Source organism: Micromonospora sp. NPDC048839 (assembly GCF_040649915.1).
GTDB lineage: Bacteria > Actinomycetota > Actinomycetes > Mycobacteriales > Micromonosporaceae > Micromonospora.
The window spans coordinates 174,181-191,522 of sequence record NZ_JBEZGL010000009.1 but is presented as its reverse complement, the minus strand read 5'-3'; the positions used below and the strand labels follow the sequence as shown (position 1 = coordinate 191,522).

The following is a 17,342-nucleotide window of genomic DNA, read 5'->3' as shown; positions in this document are numbered from 1 at the left end:
TTACATGGTGCAAGGGTCGGGTAGGCACGCCCGTCCTTTCTGCCGTCACGACGGGGTGAGCAGCCATGCCCAAGCGGGTAACCACGGAACCCGGTCGCGATCGGGGCCCGGCGATCCTGGCACCGGCCCGCTTCGGGGGGTTCCCCGGAGCGGTACGAGCACCGGTTCCCGGCGGCTCGTTGATCAAATTTCTCGCGACCACCGACCACAAACAGATCGGTCTGCTGTACCTGCTGACGTCCTTCGGGTTCTTCCTGCTGGCCGGGCTCCAGGCGATGCTGATGCGCGCCGAGCTGGCCCGTCCGGGGATGCAGTTCCTCTCCTCCGAGCAGTACAACCAGCTCTTCACCTCGCACGGCGCGGTGATGCTGCTGCTGTTCGCCACGCCCGCGGCGTTCGGGTTCGCCAACTTCATCGTGCCGATCCAGATCGGCGCACCGGACGTGTCGTTCCCCCGCCTCAACGCGCTGGCCTACTGGCTGTACCTGTTCGGTGGGCTGATGGTGGTCGGCGGGTTCCTCGCTCCGGGTGGCTCGGCGGACTTCGGGTGGACCGCGTACAGCCCGCTCAGCGACGTGGAGAACAGCCCCGGGGTGGGCGCGAACATGTGGGTGCTCGGCCTGGTCGTCTCCGGGCTCGGCACCATCCTCGGCGCGGTCAACCTGATCACCACGATCCTCACCCTGCGCGCCCCCGGAATGACCATGTTCCGGATGCCGATCTTCACCTGGAACATGCTGTTCACCAGCGTGCTGGTGATCCTCGTCTTCCCGCTGCTGGCCGCCGCGCTGCTGGCGCTGTCCGCCGACCGGCTGCTCAACGCCCACGTGTACGACGCGGCCACCGGCGGCCCGATGCTCTGGCAGCACCTGTTCTGGTTCTTCGGTCACCCCGAGGTGTACATCATCGCGCTGCCGTTCTTCGGCATCATCACCGAGATCATCCCGGTCTTCTCCCGCAAGCCGCTCTTCGGCTACACCGGGATCGTGCTGGCCACCATCGCGATCACCGTGCTGTCCATGACGGTGTGGGCGCACCACATGTTCGCCACCGGCCAGGTGCTGCTGCCGTTCTTCAGCATCCTGAGTTACCTGATCGCCGTGCCCACCGGTGTGAAGTTCTTCAACTGGATCGGCACCATGTGGAAGGGGCAGCTGACCTTCGAGACGCCGATGCTGTTCGCCATCGGCTTCCTGGTCACGTTCCTGCTCGGTGGCCTCACCGGGGTGCTGCTGGCCAGCCCTCCGGTCGACTGGCACACCCACGACAGCTACTTCGTGGTGGCGCACTTCCACTACGTGGTCTTCGGCACCGTGGTCTTCGCCCTCTTCGGCGGCTACTACTTCTGGTGGCCGAAGATGACCGGGCGGCTGCTCGACGAGCGGCTCGGCAAGGCGCACTTCTGGACCATGTTCATCGGCTTCCACGGCACCTTCCTGGTGCACCACTGGCTGGGCAGCGAGGGCATGCCCCGCCGGTACGCCGACTACCTGCCCAGCGACGGCTTCACCACGCTGAACACGATTTCCAGCATCTTCGCGTTCATCCTCGGCCTGTCCACGTTGTTCTTCATCTACAACGCGTGGAAGTCCTGGCGGTACGGGGCAATGGTGACGGTCGACGACCCGTGGGGCTTCGGCAACTCCCTCGAATGGGCCACCAGCTGCCCGCCGCCGCTGCGCAACTTCGACCGGATGCCCCGGATCCGCTCCGAGCGCCCCGCCTTCGACCTGAAGTACGGCCCGCTCGTCGCCGATCTGGGCCGGGACCTGCCGCAGCGCACCACGAAGCCGCCGCAGCACTTCGCCGAGGAACTGCGGATGGAGCACCACACGCCGGAGTCACCGGCCGCCGAGGGCGCGCACGGCGCCCGGGACGCGACCGACTTCCAGCCGGCGCCGCGTTCCGGCGCCCGGCCGGTGGACGTGCCGGAGCCCGAGGGCGTCCGCCGGCCGAGCTTCGAGCAGAGCGACGCGCCGAAGGACGCCGACGACGCGCCGAAGCCGCACGAACGCTGGCGGCACCCGCACAGTGACGGCAACCCAGAGCAGCACTGACCGACGTACGCGCGCAGGGCCGGCACCCGGTGGTGTCGGCCCTCGTCGCGTCGGTCGGTGTGTGCGTGCCGCCCGCATTTCGCGGGACGGGAGGGAGCCAGCGCGGTGGCTCAGTCCCGCACGGCTGCCAGGCCGGCGGCGGTGAGCGAGCGGCGTACCGCGGGTTGGACCCGGGTCAGCCGCAGCGGTACGCCGGTCCGCTCCGCGGCCTCGTGCCCGGCCATCAGCGCGGCGATCCCCCCGGCGTCGAACCCACCCGCGCCGACCAGGTCGACGACCACCTCGCTGGGCTGGCCGGTGACCGCCTCCAACATGGCCCGGCGCAACTGGTCCGCGCCGTCGCGGTCGATCTCGCCGCCGACCTCGACCACCACGCGGTCGCCGTTCTGCTTCACCGAGATCCGGGTCTTGCCCGGGTCGGGTTCGGCGGCGCCGTTCTGCCACGGCGGCGGCGCGTCGGCGAGCATCGCCTGACGCAGCCAGGTCAGCGCCCGCGACAGCAGCCGGGACACGTGCATCTGCGAGATGCCGAACCGGGCGGCGATCTCGGCCTGGGTCTGGTTGCCGTAGAAGCGCATCGCCAGGATCCGCCGCTCGCGCCAGGGCAGTCGGTGCAGCAGTCCGCTCACCGTGACCCGGTCGTCGACGGACTCCAGGGCGTTGTCCGACTCGCCGACCAGGTCGCCGAACTCCGCGGAGCTCTCACCACCCACCGGGGCGTTGAGCGAGGCCGGACTGTAGCCGGCCGCCGACTCCAACGCGGCGAGGATCTCCTCCTGCGGGGTCTCCAGTCGGGCCGACAGTTCGGCCACCGACGGCGCCCGGGACAGTTCGCTGGTCAGTGCGGCGGTGGCCTGTCCGACCTCGAGGATCAGGTCACGCAGTCGGCGGGGCACGTGGACGCCCCAGGTGCGGTCCCGGAAATGCCGTTTGATCTCGCCCACGATGGTGATCGCGGCGTACGCCGTGAACGAGCCCCGTTCCGGGTCATACCGGTCGACGGCGTTGACCAGCCCCAGCCGGGCGACCTGCTCCAGGTCCTCCAGTGGCTCCCCACGCCCCCGGTACCGGCGGGCCAGCCGCCCGGCGAACGGCAGCGCGAAGCGCACCAGGTCGTCGCGGGCCTCCCCCCGCCGCTCCGGCGGAAGCCCGGCGATCCGGGCCGCGTACGCCAGTGCCGCCGCGTCGAGGTCTTCCAGACCCCGCTCGGTGGGTGGTGGTGTGGTCGTGGTCGTGCTCGTCTGTCCGAACATCCGCGCCTCCCTCAGGAAGGTCCCCCGCCCGGATCGGGAAACCGGTCGTGCGCGTGGCCGAGCCACGCACCGGGCCGGAAAAGTGGGTCAGTGACTGGGATGCCAGCGGGCGACATCGCTTCTACGCAGCGCAATCAGGCCGTCGCAGCCAGCGATGTTCCCGCTCCGTAGGTACTCAATCACGGGACCCCGGGTTCGCGAGGAAGTTTCGGCGTGTCCGCCTCAGGAGACGAGTAACCCCTGGTGGCCGCCACTGTCGCGGAGCACGGCCAGTGCCTCTGCGACCCCCAGCGGGGGCGGCAGGGGCAGGTCGTACGGCTGGGCCCGCAGCACCTCGGTGGCCCGACGGGTCGGCACCGAGGTGACCGGGTAGCCCCGGGCGGTGGTCCGGTCCAACGCCCGACGGCGCCGTCCGAAACCGGCCACCGCCAGCCACTGGGGCAGCCCGGCCAGCGCCGGTGAGCGCATCCCGGGCGGCTCGGGCAGCACGTCCACCGAGCTGAACGCCTCGCTGCCGGCCAACCACCACTCGGCCTCGTCGACGCTGCGCCGGGTGGCGTTCTCACACCAGTACGGCACCAGCCCCGCCCGCACCACCTGCCACGGGTCGAGCAGCCGGCCACACTCCACCACCAACCGGTCGCCGGTCTTGCCGGCACCGCGCAACCACCGCCGGTACAGGTCGGCCACGCCCGCGCTCAGTGCCGCCGGGCGGGGCACCAGCATCCGGTGCAGCGGGTGCCGGTGCCGGACGGACCAGTCCCGGACGGCCGGTTCGAAGCCCGGGTCGACGTCCTGCTCGGCGTGACCCGACGGGACGGAGACCGCCGGTGGGTCCCAGCGGGCCGCGTCGCCGCCGACGGAGCGCAGCACCTGCCGCAGCGCGTGGCTGTCCGGGTGGAAGTCGACCGGGTCCAGCCCGCTGGCCGGACAGCCGACCTGGAAGCTGTGCCCGGAACCGCGCTCCAGCACCGGCCAGGTGCGCGCGTCACGGACCAGCAGCACCGGGGCGCCCGGGAGTAGCCGGTCGGCCAGAAACTGCGCGTACGCGGCCGGCAGGGCCCGCCACGCGGCGGTCAGCGACACCGTGGCCCCGGTCAGCGGGCCTCGACTGGCCGGGCAGTGCACCTGGCGCAGGTGCAGGTCGGCGTTGCCGGCGAGCAGCCGGGCGGCGAGTGCCGCGCCGTGCTCCAGCGCGTCCGCGGGACGGTCCACCGCGCCGTCGGACCAGTGCACGGTCATCTCGAAACCGGCCGGCAGCCACGGCACGCCGAGGGCCACCGCGAGGTGTGCCGCCCCGCCGTGCGGCGAGCCGACCAGCACCCCGGGATAGCGCCGGCGGGGATACTGGTCGACGAACCAGCGCGCCACCCGGGCGGCGTCCACCTCGTCGACCTGGGCCACGGTGAGCGCGACCCGACCGGCGGCGCGGGTGACCGCGGCGCGGCGTACCGGCTCCGGGGCGCCCGGGAAGCGCGACGTCGGTCCGGTGTGCCCGAGGTCGGCGCAGTCCTCCCCGCGCAGCGCCCGGGCGGTGGCGGCGACCAACACCCGGGCGGCGCTGCCCGCGGCCACGACCCGGTCGCCGGCGAGACCGGCGCCATCGGCCGTGAGCCCCTTGTGCACCTTGTGCACCGGCCCCACCTTGCCTCGTTCGCTCACCACGCGGCCCGGCTTCCCGTACCGATGGGGTTCAAACGGGGCATCACCCACCCGGCAGCACATTCCGCTGGTCAGCGGGGTGCGCCGGTCATCACCGCCGTTCGGCGACGATCCGCCGGAGTCGCCTCTTCGACGGCGGTCGGCACGGGTTTCGGTAGGGTCAGGGCGGGCACTCCCGGGGCCATGCGCACCGACGACACCAGCGAGCCAGCCGCCGCCACCATCACCCCGTACGAGGACGGACCGCTACTGGTCCGCGGCGACTTCGCACTTGTCACGCCGGACGGCGAGCACATCGACGCGCGCCGGGGCACGGTGGCGTTGTGCCGGTGCGGCAAGTCGGCGCTCAAGCCGTTCTGCGACGGCACCCACAAGGCGATCAACTTCCGCGCCGGCACCGGTCGGCAGTCCTGACGCGCCGGCGCCGCGCCTCGTGACGAAGGAGCGACGACGAGAGGCTGTCCCCGGGCCGCGCGTCCTTTGCTCTGCTTCAACCGACGCGACACTTTCCGGCCGTACCGTTGCGCGGGTTGACGCAGAGCAAAGGACGCGCGCAGGGGTCGGCGGGGGCCGCGTCGAGCGTGGCGCGGCGGTTCAGACGACGACGGGCCGCGCCGGTCGGCGGGGGCCGCGTCGAGCGTGGCGCGGCGGTTCAGACGACGACGGGCCGGGCCGGCGGGGCGACCGCGGCCGACGCCATCGCGGTGAGCGAGACGATCGGCGGCACGGTGGGCGGTGCCGGCGACCGCAGTGAGCTACGGCCGGCGGCCCAGTTGTCCAGCAGGTGCCCGGCGAACAGCCGGTCCACCGCGAGCCCGGCCGCCGCGCCGAAGAGCACGTCGGGGGCGAGAGCCGGCTCGACGCGGACCAGGCCACCGCACATGTCGTGGGCGGCGATCTGCTCGTGCACCGCGTCGGCCTCGACGTGCTCGTCGTAGAAGCGGGTGGCCACCTCGTCGAGGCCGAGCCGGCGCAGCCCGTTGCCGTAGCGGCGGTTCGGCAGCGAGGACGTCATCTCGAACGCGGCCAGGTGCCCGAGCAGCGCGCCGCGCCAGCGCCGGTGCAGCCCGAACAGCGACATCAGGTTGTTGGTCGCCAGGGTCACCGCGGGTGCCGCGTCCAGGTGGGCGCCGTACGCCGTGTCCAACCCCAGCCGTTCGAGGGTGCGCCGGAACAGCTCGGCGTGCATCCGGTCCAGCCGGCCGTTGCCGTACTCGTCGGTCTGGATCTCCACCAGGGCGGCCTTGGCCGGCCCACCGAGGCGGGGCAGCGCCCAGCTGTGCGGGTCCGCCTCGCGCAGGTGGTAGACGGAGCGGTGGGTGACGAACTCGCGGAACTGGGTGAGGTCGGCACGTCGTTGCAGCGTCGCGGCCAGCGGCGGGCCGTTGTCGGCCGCGACCAGCTCGGCCAGGCCGGCCGCCACCCCGGCGGCCGGCACCGACGGTGCGCCGACCAGCCGGCGCAGGGCCGCCTCGAAGGGCCGTTCGGCTTCGGCGCGCAGCGCGAGCAGCGTCGGCTGCCACTCCCACGCCTCGTCCACCCCGCACCAACCCCGGTAGTGCAGCTCGTAGCAGAGGAACAGGGTGAGCTGAAGGTCCTCGTCCCTGATCGGGTCGGTGGGGTCGAGGTCGGCGCCGAGCCCCGCCGGCAGGTCGTGCGGCGGGCGTCGGAGGGCGTCGAGCACCGCGGCGGAGACCGGGCCGCGTGACTGCGGCAGGGCCGCCGGACCATAGCGGCGGTCAGCGGGCTCGGACATGGAACCTCCAGCGTCGTCGGGCCGCTTCTGATGCCCTGGCCGAGGGCGGCTAAACGAGGTCTTCGGCGTTCGCGGTGACCTCCACCTGCTCCCGGACCTTCCGGGCCGGAGCGCCGTCGGCGTACAGGCCGCGCAGGTCGGCGAACGCCGGCTCCGGCGGCGCCAGCGACACCGCCGGGTCGACAACCGCCTCCAGTACGCAGGGACGGTCCGCGGCGAGGGCTTCGTCCCAGGCCGCGCCGACCAGCTCCGGGCGGTCCACCCGCACACCGTGCAGCCCCAGCAGGCGGGCCCAACCGGCGTACGGCACGTCGGGGCGGCGGTTGGCCGGGTCGGACGACGGCTGCCGCCCGCCACCCATGCCGTTCTGGTCCCGGTTGTTGAGCACCAGCACCACCAACCGTGGGTCACGCCAGCTCTGCCAGTGCTGCGACACGGTGATCAGCTCGGCGAGGCCGTTGAGCTGCATCGCCCCGTCGCCGACCAGCGCGATCACCGGCCGGTCGGGGGCGGCGAGCTTGGCGGCCACCGCGTACGGCAGCGCACAGCCCATCGAGCCCAGGGTGCCGCAGAGCTGCGCGTTCACCCCGGGTGGCAGGGTGAGGTGCCGGGCGTACCAGTAGAGGACCGAGCCGACGTCGACCGCGACCGCTCCGGTGCTCGGCAGACGGGCCGACAACTCCTGGAGGACGAGCTGCGGGTTGACCGGCTCGGCGGGCGTGGCCGCCCGCTCGGCGGCAACCTCCCGCCACCGGTCCACCGAACTCTCCACGGTGGCGCGCCACTGCTGTTCGGGTCGACCACGCAGTCGGGTCAGCAACGCCCGCAACGTCTCGGCGGCGTCGCCGACCAGCGGCACGTCGGCCGGGTAGCGGGTGCCGATCCGGCGGCCGTCGATGTCGATCTGCACCGTACGGGCCTGCTCGGGCATCGGGAAGTAGTCGGTCCACGGGTCGTTGGTGCCGACCATCAGCAGCGTGTCGCAGCCACCCATCAGCTCGGCGGCGGCCGGGGTGCCGACCTCGCCGAGCACCCCGGTGTGGAACGGCAGCCGCTCGTCGAGCACCGGCTTGCCCAGCAGTGAACTGGCCACCCCGGCGCCGAGCCGGTCGGCCACCTCGATGATCTCCCTGGCCGCGTCCCGCCCGCCCTGGCCCACCAGGATCGCGACCCGCTGGCCGCCACCGAGCAGTTGCGCGGCGGCGTCGAGGTCCGCCTCGTGCGGCAGCACCCGGGCCAGCGGCTCACCGGGGGTGGCCGAGACCACCCCGACGGCGGACGTCTGCACGTCGGGCACCAGGGTTTCCTGCAACTCCCGGGGCAGCACGACACAGGTCGGGCTGCGGGTCGCCGCCGCCGTACGGAACGCCTGGTCCAGCAGCGCGGCCACGTCCTCGGGGTTGCGGCCGTAGCGGACGAACTGGTTGCACACGTCGCCGAAGAGCCGACTCAACCCGATCTCCTGGTGCGCGCCGCCGAGCGGCCCGGAGATGTCCTCCCCCACGATCGCCACCACCGGCTTGCTGTCCAGCTTGGCGTCGTAGAGGCCGTTGAGCAGTTGCACGGCGCTGGGTCCCTGGGTGGCGAGGCAGACCCCGATGCCGCCGGTGAACTTGGCGTGCCCGGTGGCCATGAACGAGGCGGTCTCCTCGTGCCGGGCCGGGATGAACGCCGGTTCGCCGCCGGTGCGGTCCAACGCCTCGACCAGCGGGGCGATCGCCGCGCCCGGGTAGCCGAAGGCGCGGGGCACCCGCCAGGCCAGGAGCCGCTCCACCACGAGGTCTGCCACCCGGCGCTCAGCCATTGCCGCGCCCCGGTGTGCTGGGGTCGACGTAGCGCAGCACCGCGCCGACGCCGTCGGTGAGCTCGGGAGCCTCCTCCGGCCCCAGCACGGTCAGGGCCGCGTCGGTGCCGACCAGTGCGCGGACCAGCGCGGCGTCCGCGCGTACCCGCTGCGGTTCGGCCACCGACATCGCGGCCAACTGCCCCGCGTCGACGGCGATCTCGGTGGGCTCCGAGCCGATCCACAGCTCGCCGTCGGCCGACGGATCGTCCACGATGATCATGGTGTCGACCTGGTTGCGTTGCAGGGCCGAGACGACCGCGTCGAGGCCGGCGCCCACGTCCTCCTGCACGCCGAACCGGTCCAGCGCGGCGCTGATCCGCTGGTCGGCAACCTCCGCGATGGTCTGCACGGTGAGGTCGTCGAGCATCGTCTGGTCGGCGCCACCGGCCCGCGACCCGGCATCGGTACGGACCACCAGGTCCTGCCAGCGCTCCGGCATCTGGGCGGCGATCATTCCGGTGGCCCGGACGTCGCCGGCGACCACCACCACGTCCGCGCCGACCCGGTCCGCCAGCTCCACCGTGGCGGCGGTGACGTCACCGGCGTTCTGGTGCCAGGCCTCCATGGCAGCCCTCTGGTAGCGCGACTGGGACCAGCCGCCGGGCTTCGCCCGTCGCAGCGGGTACGCGTCGCGCCCGGCGACGTGCGCCCGCCGGGGCACCCCGCCGGCGCTGACCGCCATCGCGTCGGCGCCCAGTCGGTCGGCGATCACCCGTACCCAGGCCACCTGTTCGCCGCGCTGGGCGAGCAGCGGCATCACGTGCGGCAGCGGCGCGAAACTGGCCAGGTCACGCAGTGGTGGCGCGGACAGGTACTCGGAGAGCACCACCCGCCCGTGACTGGCGAAGACCGCGAGGCCGTAGTCCCCGACCATCGGGTCGTGGCCACGGATCACCCGGTCCAACGCGGCGATGCTCGCCTCGTCGGCCCCCTGTTCCATGAGCCGACGCTCCAGGGCACGCCAGCGCAGGTCCAGCGCGGGTTTGGCGTCCTCCGTGTCGGCGGAGGCGTCCAGATACACCGAGCACCACGGCCCGGGACGGTCGTAGAGCGGGCGCAGGAAGGACAGCTGCATGCTCGACCCCTTTCCAGCTCGGCCCCCCGCTTACCCGGGTCGCCCGGGATGTCACCTCGCAGCCGTGAGCCCGTGACCAGGTTTCATTCACGTCGTTCAACTCAGGACGTCGATACGATCTGTGCACCCAAGCGGACTCTCGGTGGTGGGAATGGACAGCGGACTCGAAAGCCGACGGATCGTGCACCCGACGGAGAGGATCGTCACCGGGCGGTTGGTCCGCCTGCTCGACGGTTACACCCGCGAGGTCCGCGTCGGTCAGCCGGTGCTGGTGGCGGTGCTCGCCGCGGCGGCGATCGCCCGGTTGCCCGCCCTGCTGCTGCGCTCGCTGTTCTCCTTCGGCGGTGGCGGCACCCGCCGACGCTGGAAGGAACTCAAGCAGGGTCCGGAGTACCTGGTCGTCCCGGTGCGCCTGCGCAACACCGCCGGCCAGCTCTGCGAGGTGGAGCTGCACGGGCACCTGCCGCAGAGCGCCCTGCACCCGGCGGACCAGGTGCAGCTCACCCTGCGCCCGCAGCGCGACCCGGAGCTGCCGCCGCGCATCGAGCGGATCGTCAACCTCACCACCGGGCAGTTGCTCACCCCGCGCACCGCGACGCTCTGGTCACACCTCGGGCCGCCGCTGTTGTTGCAGGCGTTCCTGGGCGCTCTGCTGGTCGCCGGCATCACGGCCTGCTCCGCGCTGACCTGACCGCCCCGGGCTCGCGGCTCAACCGATCGGGGCGGGAACGCGGACTAACCGACCGGGGCGGGCTCGCGGGTCGGCCGGCCGGCGGCGGTGCCGAGCATGCCCCGGCGGCGGGCCCAGCGCTCGAAGATCAGGGTGGCGAACGGCGGCACGGCGCAGGCCAGCGCCACGACGGTGGCCGGCAGGCTCCACCGGCGCAGGCGGGCCACCGCGAGCACCAGCAGGACGTACGCGACGAACAGGCCGCCGTGGATCGGCCCGAAGATCTTGACACCCAGTTCGTTCTCCGGCGGGCCGTACTTGACCAGCATGCCGACCAGCAGGCCCAGCCAGGAGCAGGCCTCCGCGATCGCCGCCGCAACGTACAGCCGGGTCACCTTGTCGCGCATCGCCACGCCACCACCTCTCGGGCGGCAATGCTAGCGGTGCGGGGTGCGCCGCCACCTGTCGGACCTCGTGAACGGGACAGGGGTCACCGGGCGCGTCACTGGGTAGGAAAGAAGCCTCAGGTATTCCCCTGCCCGACGAGGACGTGCGAGGTTAGGGGAACCAGCGGTGACAGGGTGGTGACGATGGGCGAGGACGTCGGCGTACGAACCTTCAGTCGAGAAGATCGGGCCAGCTACCGCGACAAGGTCCGCCGCTGCCTGGACGTCTTCGCGGAGATGTTGCGCGAGTCGCGCTTCGACGTGGACCGTCCGATGACCGGCGTGGAGATCGAGCTGAACCTGGTCGACGAGGCGTCGAACCCGGCGATGCGCAACGCCGACGTGCTGGCGGCCATTTCCGACCCGAGCTTCCAGACCGAGTTGGGCCAGTTCAACGTCGAGATCAACGTGCCGCCGCGACGGCTGACCGGCACCGGCACCGCGGACTTCGAGGAGTACGTCCGGGCCAGCCTGAACGCCGCCGAGGTGAAGGCGCGGGCGATCGGCGCGCACATGGTCATGATCGGGATCCTGCCGACGCTGCGCCCCGAGCACCTGACCGCCGAGACGCTCTCCGCCAATCCCCGCTACAAGCTGCTCAACGAGCAGATCTTCGCCGCGCGCGGTGAGGATCTGCCGATCGCCATCAGCGGCGTGGAACGCCTGGCGGTCACCGCCGACACGATCACCCCGGAGGCGGCCTGCACCAGCACCCAGTTCCACCTGCAGGTCAGCCCGCCCCAGTTCGCCGACTACTGGAACGCCGCCCAGGCGGTCGCCGGCGTCCAGGTGGCCGTCGGTGCGAACTCGCCGCTGTTCTTCGGCCGGGAGCTGTGGCGCGAGACCCGCATTCCGCTGTTCCAGCAGGCCACCGACACCCGGTCGGAAGAGATCAAGGCCCAGGGGGTACGCCCCCGGGTCTGGTTCGGCGAACGCTGGATCACCAGCGTGTTCGACCTGTTCGAGGAGAACGTGCGCTACTTCCCGGCGTTGCTGCCGGTCTGCGACCCGGAGGACCCGGCGCAGGCCCTCGCGGCCGGCGAGGTGCCCAATCTCGCCGAGTTGCGCCTGCACAACGGCACGATCTACCGGTGGAACCGCCCGGTGTACGACGTGTCCCGCGGCCGACCGCATCTGCGGGTGGAAAATCGGGTGCTGCCCGCCGGGCCGACCGTGCTGGACACCATCGCCAACGGCGCCTTCTACTTCGGGCTGGTCCGTGCCCTGGCCGAATCCGACCGGCCACTGTGGTCACAGATGTCGTTCAGCGCCGCTGAGGAGAACTTCACCAACTGCGCCCGGCACGGCATCGACGCGCAGGTCTTCTGGCCCGGCCTGGGTTACCTGCCCGTCACCGAGTTGGTGCTGCGCCGGTTGCTGCCGTTGGCACACCACGGCCTGGACCGGTGGGGGCTCGACCCCGGTGAGCGCGACCGGCTGCTCGGCATCATCGAGCAGCGCTGCCTGACCAGCCGCAACGGCGCGACCTGGCAGGTGGAGACGCTGCACCGGTTGGAGTCCGCCGACCACCTGGACCGGCCGGAGGCGCTCCGGGAGGTGGTCCGCCACTACATCGACCTGATGCACAGCAACCGCCCGGTGCACGAGTGGCCGATCCCGTAGGCGCCCCGGGGCTCAGCCTCGCGGGGTGGGCACACCGAAGAGGTCGGTGATGCCGCCGGGCAGCTGGGCGAGCAGGTCGTGTCGCTGGTCGTCATCGAGCGCCTCGGCGACGGTCCGCAACACCGCCTGGGCGTGCTGACGCACGTGGTCCGCGTTCGCGACCTGCTCGCGGTCCCCGACGGCCTTCAGGAACTCGCCGACATCCCAGCGGCGGCCCTGCGGATTGCGCGTGACGGACCCGTTCAACCGCTCCGGCAGCTGTGCCGCCAGGTGGTCGGCCTCCTGCCCGGCGAGCCGTTCCCCGAGCACCGACAGGACGGCCTCTACGGACCGCACGGCCTCGTTCTCGCCGAGGCCAGCGCGCTGTCGTACCGTGGCGATCATCTGCTCGTACTCCATGCTCCGCTCCTTCGGTTTGCTCGACATGCCGTCCGGCCTGCCTGCGGACGAACGGGGCGAGTTCCCCGACTCCCCGGCCACAAACGGGCCGCGCGCGGACCCGGACTTCCCGCCATCGGCGGGCGGGGCCGGACAAACCCGCCAGTCACGTCACTCGGGTTGCCAGCTGAGCCAGGTCGGGCCGTGCGGTGAGCCGAGGGCAGCGCCCGTCCACTGGGGATGCTGTCCCTTGTGGACCCCGCCTGGCGTTGATGGATGTCGTACGCTGCGGTGGCTCGTACATCGTCTGATCACGATGAGGGGACGCCGGTGGCCACGTCTGGAACAGACCCAGCTTCGACCCGGGGGCCCGCGCGGGTCCCCCTGTCCCGTCGACACATGCTGCGGATGGGGGCGGCGGCCGGTGGCGCGGTGCTCGCCGGCGGGGTGCAGACCGGGACCGCGCAGGCCGCGCCGGGTGGTGCGAAGCGCGTGCTGCGGGCACCGGCGCTGGCGCCCGGCGATCGGGTCCGGGTCGTGTCGCCGGGCAGCACTCCCGACCCCACGAACATGGCTCGCGGCATCGAGATCCTGCGCAGTTGGGGCCTGGTGGTCGAGTTGGGCCAGCACGTCTTCGCCAGGTACGGCTATCTGGCCGGCACCGACGCGCAGCGGCTGGCCGACCTCAACGCCGCGCTCAACGATCCGGGGATCCGTGCGGTCTTCGCCGCCCGGGGCGGTTACGGCACCCAGCGGATCGTCGACGAAATCGACGTTTCCGGTCTGCGCCGGGATCCACGGGTGGTCGTCGGTTTCAGCGACATCACCAGCATCCACGGCAAGCTCTGGCGCGACCTTGGCCTGGTCACCTTCTACGGCCCCATGGTCAACTGGAGTGACAGCCGCACCGGCCCCGAGTCGGCCGAGGCCCTGCGCCAGGCGGTGATGACCACCGCGCCCGTCACGATCGTCCGGGATCCGGCCGAGACGGCCGCTCCCGTGCTGGTGCCCGGGCGGGCTTCGGGGCCACTGCTCGGCGGCTGCCTCACCCTGCTCTCCACCTCGCTCGGCGCCAGTGACGCCCCGAAGTTCAACGACGCGATCCTGTTCTTCGAGGACGTGGACGAGGCCCCGTACAGCATCGACATGATGCTGACCGAACTTCGCCGGGTGGGCGTCCTGTCCCGGGTCGCCGGGGTGGTCATCGGCCAGATCACCAACAGCGTCGGCGAACCCGGCGAGTGGGACGCGGCGGCGGTCCTCAAGGACCGCCTGTACGACCTCGGCGTGCCGGTCCTGGGTGGGCTCCGGCTGGGGCATGGCAACGGGCAGCTCACCGTGCCGCTCGGCGCGCGGGCCACGATCGACGCCGAGGCGGGGACCCTGACGGTGGAGTCCGGGGTCCGGGCGCGTTAGCCGGTGGTCCCCGCGTCCCAGGGTGACGGGTCGTCGCGCAACCGACTGTAGAGGTATGCGTCGCGCCACTGGCCGGCCCGAAACTCGCTGGCCCGCACGACGCCCTCCAACTGGAAGCCGGCCTTCTCCAGCGCCCGCTGCTCGGCGATGTTCTCCGGGTGGGTGCCGGCCTGGATGCGTTGCGCCGGCGTGTGGTGGAACAGGTAGTCGCAGAGCAGTGCCTGCGCCCGCCAACCGATGCCCCGCCCGCGCCAGGGCGGCAGCAGGACGATCCCGATCTCCCAGTACGACGCCCGCCCGGCGTAACGCCCGGAGGTGTAGCTGACGAGCCCGGCGGCCGTCTGCTCCTGCTCCACCTCGACGATGAGCCGCCCGTCGTCCTCGCCGAGGTAGCCGTCGAGCGCGAACCGCCGAGCCGGCGCCTCCGCGTCCTGGAAGCCGGCCCAGTCCAGCCCGATCAGCCCCGGTTCGACACGGAACCGGCGAAACATCGCCAGGTCGGGTTGGGTAACCGGTCGCAGCCGAATGGCCAGCTCGGCCGTCACCGGCACCGATACGCCAATACGCTCCATTGCCGACACGCTAGCCGCCAAGCCGCTTTGCCGCTTTGCCGCCTTGCCGCCTTGCCGCCTTGCCGCCTGCCGCCTGCCGCCTTGCCGCGCGGGTCGGGCTCCGGCGTCGCGCCGGCCCTGATCATCACGGGTTCGTTGATGTCGGGGCATCCTCGTTGACCGGACGCCCCGACATCAGGGAAACCGAGTTGATCAAGCGGTCGTCCCGGCAGGAGAGACTCGTCGCCCGGATGGTGGGAGGCAGGCGTCGGTCAGACCGAGAGCAGCACCTTCGTACAGTCGTCCTGCTTCTTCTGGAAGATCTTGTAGCCCTTCGGGGCGTCGCGCAGCGGCAGCCGGTGGCTGACGATGAAGCTCGGATCGATCTCGCCACGCTGGATCCGTTCCAGCAGCGGCCGGGTGTAGCGCTGGACGTGGCACTGACCGGTCCGCATGACGAGCGACCGGTTCATGAACGCGCCCATGGGGAACTTGTCGACGAACCCGCCGTACGCGCCGACGACCGAGACCACCCCTCCCGAGCGGCAGGCGAGGATCGCCTGACGCAGCGCGAACGGCCGCTCCGTCTCGACCCGGGCGGCCTGCTTCACCCGGTCGTACGCGTACATGGCGGCGTTGCCGTGGTGGCCCTCCAGGCCGACCGCGTCGATGCACGCGTCGGGTCCTCGGCCGGCGGTCAGCTCGTTGAGGGTGTCCAGCACGTCCAGCTCTTCGTAGTTGATCGTCTCGGCGCCGATGTGCTCCTCGGCGAGCCGCAGCCGGTACGGGTACCGGTCGATGACGATCACCCGTTCCGCGCCGAGCAGCCGGGCGCTGGCCGCGGCGAACAGGCCGACCGGCCCGGCGCCCCAGACGGCGATCACCTGCCCGGGTTTGATGTCGCACATCTCGGCGCCCATGTAGCCGGTGGGGAACACGTCGGCGAGCATGACCGCCTGGTCGTCGCGGACGTCGTCGGGCACCTTGAGCGGGCCGACGTCGGCGAACGGCACCCGGGCGTACTCGGCCTGACCGCCGGCGTACCCGCCGAGCAGGTGGGAGTAGCCGAAGATGCCGGCCGGCGAGTGGCCCATGATCTTCTCGGCGATGCCGGCGTTCGGGTTGGAGTTCTCGCAGACCGAGTAGAGGCCGCGTTGGCACGACGAGCAGTGCCCGCAGGCGATCGGGAAGGGCACGACCACCCGGTCGCCGGGTTTGAGGTTGCGCACCTGCGGGCCGACCTCGACCACCTCACCCATGAACTCGTGGCCGAGGATGTCGCCCTTGCGCATGGCGGGGATGTAACCGTGGTACAGGTGCAGGTCGGAACCGCAGATCGCGGTGGTGCTGATCCGGACGATCGCGTCCCGGGCGTTCATGATCTTCGGGTCCGGTACGTCGATGACCTTGACCTTGTCGGTGCCCATCCAGGCGGTGGCCTTCATCGTCGGTCCCTTTCGGAGCGGGCGGTCATCGGCGCGACGACGGCAGGGGCTGGGCGGGCCGTTGCATGGCCTGTTGGCGTACGGAGATGCCGTTGGGGCTGCCCTCCGAGCGGACCACCTCGCCGGTCTCCAGCACCTGCTTGAACCGGCGCAGGTCGTCACGGACCTGCTGCTCGGGTTCCTCGCCGAAGAGTTTCGCCACCGCCCGGCCGAGCGCGCCGGCCGGCGGCGCGTAGCGCAACTCCACCCGGACCTCGGTGCCCCGGTCGCCGGGTGCGGGCACGAAGCGGACCCGGCCGGCGTTGGGCACCCCGCTCCCCGCCATCGAACGCCAGGTGATGGACGTGTTCGGCTGGTCGTGGATGATCTCGGCGTCCCACTCGACACGGTGACCGGCCGGGCCGCGAGCGACCCAGTGCGAGCGGCGCAGGTCGTCGGCGCGCACCGACTCCAGGTGCGACATGAACCGGGGCAGGTTCTCCAGGTCGCGCCAGAACCGGTACGCCTCGGCGGGTGACCGGTTGACGGTCACCGCGATCTCCATCCGGATCATCCGCGCCCGTGCCCGTCGGGCTCGGCTGATCCGGACGGCGGAGAGCACGTCGACGGCCGCGATGCCGGCGATCGCGAGGGTGGTCAGGGCAACCCGGCGGCGGCGTTCACCGCTGCGGTCGGCGAGGGCGCGGCCGAGCAGGGTCAGGTCCATGGCGTCGCCGGCCACCCGGCTCCAGGCCCAGCCCGCCGGGCGACGACCGCCGAGCAGGCCGGCGGCGCTGCCCAACTCCCGCACCCCGACGGCTGGGAGCACCGCGCGCGCGGCCGGGGAGTCGTCCACCCCGGCCAGTCGCGCGAGGGGGCCGGGAGCGACCAGGGCGCCGACGCCCAGGGCCAGGCTCAGCAGGCCGAGCGCGCTCGGCAGCGTCGCCGGCACGGGTCCGTCCAGCTCCGGCAGGAGCACACTGTCGACGCGGTCCATCTCCGGTCCCCCTCCGGTCGGCGTGGCCGGCGGCGGACCGGCGCAGCGGCGCAGCCGCCGCCCTGACGCTATGTCCTGAACGCGGCTCCCGCGCCTGGTTCGCGGCAGAAGGTCCGTTCCGGGCGGGCGCGCGTCCCGCAACAGTCAACATGGCGACATTGACCGATTTGGATCAATGGTGGGCCGAT

The 17,342-nt window shown here is 72.1% G+C and carries 15 protein-coding genes; 5 read left to right on the top strand and 10 right to left on the bottom strand.

Annotated features, from left to right (window positions below; translation table 11 throughout):
- Positions 1-65: 65 nt before the first annotated feature.
- A complete protein-coding gene (gene ctaD, locus AB0C25_RS19185; RefSeq protein ID WP_357374846.1) occupies positions 66-2,057 on the top strand; it encodes a cytochrome c oxidase subunit I in 1,992 nt (663 codons plus the stop codon).
- 110 nt (positions 2,058-2,167) lie between these two features.
- On the opposite strand, the gene AB0C25_RS19180 is transcribed toward ctaD, so the two are convergent.
- Together AB0C25_RS19180 and AB0C25_RS19175 are read right to left on the bottom strand one after the other, a co-directional pair.
- Positions 2,168-3,310 carry a SigB/SigF/SigG family RNA polymerase sigma factor gene (locus tag AB0C25_RS19180; protein ID WP_357374843.1) on the bottom strand — a complete coding sequence of 381 codons (1,143 nt, stop codon included), beginning with the start codon at positions 3,308-3,310 and terminating at the stop codon, positions 2,168-2,170.
- Between the two features lie 222 nt (positions 3,311-3,532).
- Positions 3,533-4,975, bottom strand: coding sequence for a hypothetical protein (locus tag AB0C25_RS19175; RefSeq protein WP_357374841.1), 1,443 nt, complete (start codon positions 4,973-4,975; stop codon positions 3,533-3,535).
- Positions 4,976-5,155: 180 nt separating this feature from the next.
- Here AB0C25_RS19175 and AB0C25_RS19170 point away from each other — a divergent pair, with 180 nt between their 5' ends.
- Positions 5,156-5,386, top strand: a complete 231-nt coding sequence (locus tag AB0C25_RS19170) for a CDGSH iron-sulfur domain-containing protein (RefSeq protein ID WP_357374839.1) — start codon at positions 5,156-5,158, stop codon at positions 5,384-5,386.
- 238 nt (positions 5,387-5,624) lie between these two features.
- Here the strand turns inward: AB0C25_RS19170 and AB0C25_RS19165 are convergent, their stop codons facing one another.
- From AB0C25_RS19165 to AB0C25_RS19155, 3 genes are read right to left on the bottom strand one after another with little or no spacing between them, the layout of a single operon-like run.
- Positions 5,625-6,728: an iron-containing redox enzyme family protein gene (locus tag AB0C25_RS19165; protein WP_357374837.1), complete on the bottom strand. Its 1,104-nt coding sequence runs from the start codon at positions 6,726-6,728 to the stop codon at positions 5,625-5,627.
- 49 nt (positions 6,729-6,777) lie between these two features.
- Complete coding sequence (locus tag AB0C25_RS19160; protein WP_357374835.1) at positions 6,778-8,532, bottom strand: thiamine pyrophosphate-binding protein; 1,755 nt, start codon at positions 8,530-8,532, stop codon at positions 6,778-6,780.
- A complete protein-coding gene (locus AB0C25_RS19155) occupies positions 8,525-9,649 on the bottom strand; it encodes a Vms1/Ankzf1 family peptidyl-tRNA hydrolase (RefSeq protein WP_357374833.1) in 1,125 nt (374 codons plus the stop codon). Before AB0C25_RS19155 ends, AB0C25_RS19160 begins: the two co-directional genes overlap by 8 nt.
- A 142-nt stretch (positions 9,650-9,791) precedes the next feature.
- On the opposite strand from AB0C25_RS19155, the gene AB0C25_RS19150 reads away from it, so the two are divergent.
- Positions 9,792-10,340: a hypothetical protein gene (locus AB0C25_RS19150; RefSeq protein ID WP_357374831.1), complete on the top strand. Its 549-nt coding sequence runs from the start codon at positions 9,792-9,794 to the stop codon at positions 10,338-10,340.
- Positions 10,341-10,384: 44 nt separating this feature from the next.
- On the opposite strand, the gene AB0C25_RS19145 is transcribed toward AB0C25_RS19150, so the two are convergent.
- Entirely contained in the window at positions 10,385-10,726 is a 342-nt protein-coding gene (locus AB0C25_RS19145) for a DUF3817 domain-containing protein (protein WP_357375043.1), read from the bottom strand.
- Positions 10,727-10,909: 183 nt separating this feature from the next.
- Here AB0C25_RS19145 and AB0C25_RS19140 point away from each other — a divergent pair, with 183 nt between their 5' ends.
- Complete coding sequence (locus AB0C25_RS19140; RefSeq protein ID WP_357374829.1) at positions 10,910-12,388, top strand: glutamate--cysteine ligase; 1,479 nt, start codon at positions 10,910-10,912, stop codon at positions 12,386-12,388.
- 12 nt (positions 12,389-12,400) lie between these two features.
- Here the strand turns inward: AB0C25_RS19140 and AB0C25_RS19135 are convergent, their stop codons facing one another.
- Complete coding sequence (locus AB0C25_RS19135; RefSeq protein ID WP_357254044.1) at positions 12,401-12,787, bottom strand: DUF2267 domain-containing protein; 387 nt, start codon at positions 12,785-12,787, stop codon at positions 12,401-12,403.
- Between the two features lie 378 nt (positions 12,788-13,165).
- Between AB0C25_RS19135 and AB0C25_RS19130 the strand changes: the two genes are divergently transcribed.
- Positions 13,166-14,182, top strand: coding sequence for an LD-carboxypeptidase (locus AB0C25_RS19130; RefSeq protein ID WP_357374827.1), 1,017 nt, complete (start codon positions 13,166-13,168; stop codon positions 14,180-14,182).
- Here AB0C25_RS19130 and AB0C25_RS19125 read toward each other — a convergent pair.
- From AB0C25_RS19125 to AB0C25_RS19115, 3 genes are all read right to left on the bottom strand, one after another.
- On the bottom strand, positions 14,179-14,754 hold the full coding sequence (locus tag AB0C25_RS19125) for a GNAT family protein (protein WP_357374825.1): 576 nt from the start codon (positions 14,752-14,754) through the stop codon (positions 14,179-14,181). The two genes, AB0C25_RS19130 and AB0C25_RS19125, sit on opposite strands and share 4 nt — an antisense overlap.
- Positions 14,755-15,005: 251 nt before the next feature.
- Entirely contained in the window at positions 15,006-16,178 is a 1,173-nt protein-coding gene (locus tag AB0C25_RS19120) for a zinc-dependent alcohol dehydrogenase (RefSeq protein ID WP_357374823.1), read from the bottom strand.
- A 25-nt stretch (positions 16,179-16,203) separates the two neighbouring features.
- Positions 16,204-17,154: an SRPBCC family protein gene (locus tag AB0C25_RS19115; protein ID WP_357374821.1), complete on the bottom strand. Its 951-nt coding sequence runs from the start codon at positions 17,152-17,154 to the stop codon at positions 16,204-16,206.
- Positions 17,155-17,342: the final 188 nt, after the last annotated feature.

Excerpts from the sequence above, each read along its gene's own strand:
- ctaD (WP_357374846.1), top strand. The coding sequence starts at position 66 with ATGCCCAAGCGGGTAACCACGGAACCCGGTCGCGATCGGGGCCCGGCG.
- AB0C25_RS19180 (WP_357374843.1), bottom strand. The coding sequence starts at position 3,310 with ATGTTCGGACAGACGAGCACGACCACGACCACACCACCACCCACCGAG.
- AB0C25_RS19170 (WP_357374839.1), top strand. The coding sequence starts at position 5,156 with ATGCGCACCGACGACACCAGCGAGCCAGCCGCCGCCACCATCACCCCG.
- AB0C25_RS19165 (WP_357374837.1), bottom strand. The coding sequence starts at position 6,728 with ATGTCCGAGCCCGCTGACCGCCGCTATGGTCCGGCGGCCCTGCCGCAG.
- AB0C25_RS19160 (WP_357374835.1), bottom strand. The coding sequence starts at position 8,532 with ATGGCTGAGCGCCGGGTGGCAGACCTCGTGGTGGAGCGGCTCCTGGCC.
- AB0C25_RS19155 (WP_357374833.1), bottom strand. The coding sequence starts at position 9,649 with ATGCAGCTGTCCTTCCTGCGCCCGCTCTACGACCGTCCCGGGCCGTGG.
- AB0C25_RS19145 (WP_357375043.1), bottom strand. The coding sequence starts at position 10,726 with ATGCGCGACAAGGTGACCCGGCTGTACGTTGCGGCGGCGATCGCGGAG.
- AB0C25_RS19140 (WP_357374829.1), top strand. The coding sequence starts at position 10,910 with ATGGGCGAGGACGTCGGCGTACGAACCTTCAGTCGAGAAGATCGGGCC.
- AB0C25_RS19135 (WP_357254044.1), bottom strand. The coding sequence starts at position 12,787 with ATGGAGTACGAGCAGATGATCGCCACGGTACGACAGCGCGCTGGCCTC.
- AB0C25_RS19130 (WP_357374827.1), top strand. The coding sequence starts at position 13,166 with ATGCTGCGGATGGGGGCGGCGGCCGGTGGCGCGGTGCTCGCCGGCGGG.
- AB0C25_RS19125 (WP_357374825.1), bottom strand. The coding sequence starts at position 14,754 with ATGGAGCGTATTGGCGTATCGGTGCCGGTGACGGCCGAGCTGGCCATT.
- AB0C25_RS19120 (WP_357374823.1), bottom strand. The coding sequence starts at position 16,178 with ATGAAGGCCACCGCCTGGATGGGCACCGACAAGGTCAAGGTCATCGAC.
- AB0C25_RS19115 (WP_357374821.1), bottom strand. The coding sequence starts at position 17,154 with ATGGACCGCGTCGACAGTGTGCTCCTGCCGGAGCTGGACGGACCCGTG.